General features: G+C 48.5%; 1 pseudogene. It reads right to left on the minus strand.

Going from position 1 to position 233, the window contains the following annotated elements:
• Window positions 1-233 (minus strand): annotated as a pseudogene (locus L9G74_RS24685) (hypothetical protein); the annotation flags it as partial.

The raw sequence follows: 233 nt of genomic DNA on the forward strand, positions 1-233 counted from the left end.
ATCAGTTTCTGTGCAGTAGGGGTGAAAAACTGAACAGACTCGGGATGAACTCCACAAAGTGTGGCAACAACCTGCTCAGCAGATGACTCCAAAACCTCTTCCATAGCCGGTGCACTAACAAATTCAAACTTGCATCCGACATCACGTTCGAGGGATCTAACTGTTCTCCTCTGGCTACTGGTGTACAGCAGAATGGCATTACCTTGTTTTCCTGCACGCCCAGTACGACCAGA

Source organism: Shewanella electrica, from assembly GCF_022321485.1.
GTDB classification, from domain to species: domain Bacteria; phylum Pseudomonadota; class Gammaproteobacteria; order Enterobacterales; family Shewanellaceae; genus Shewanella; species Shewanella electrica.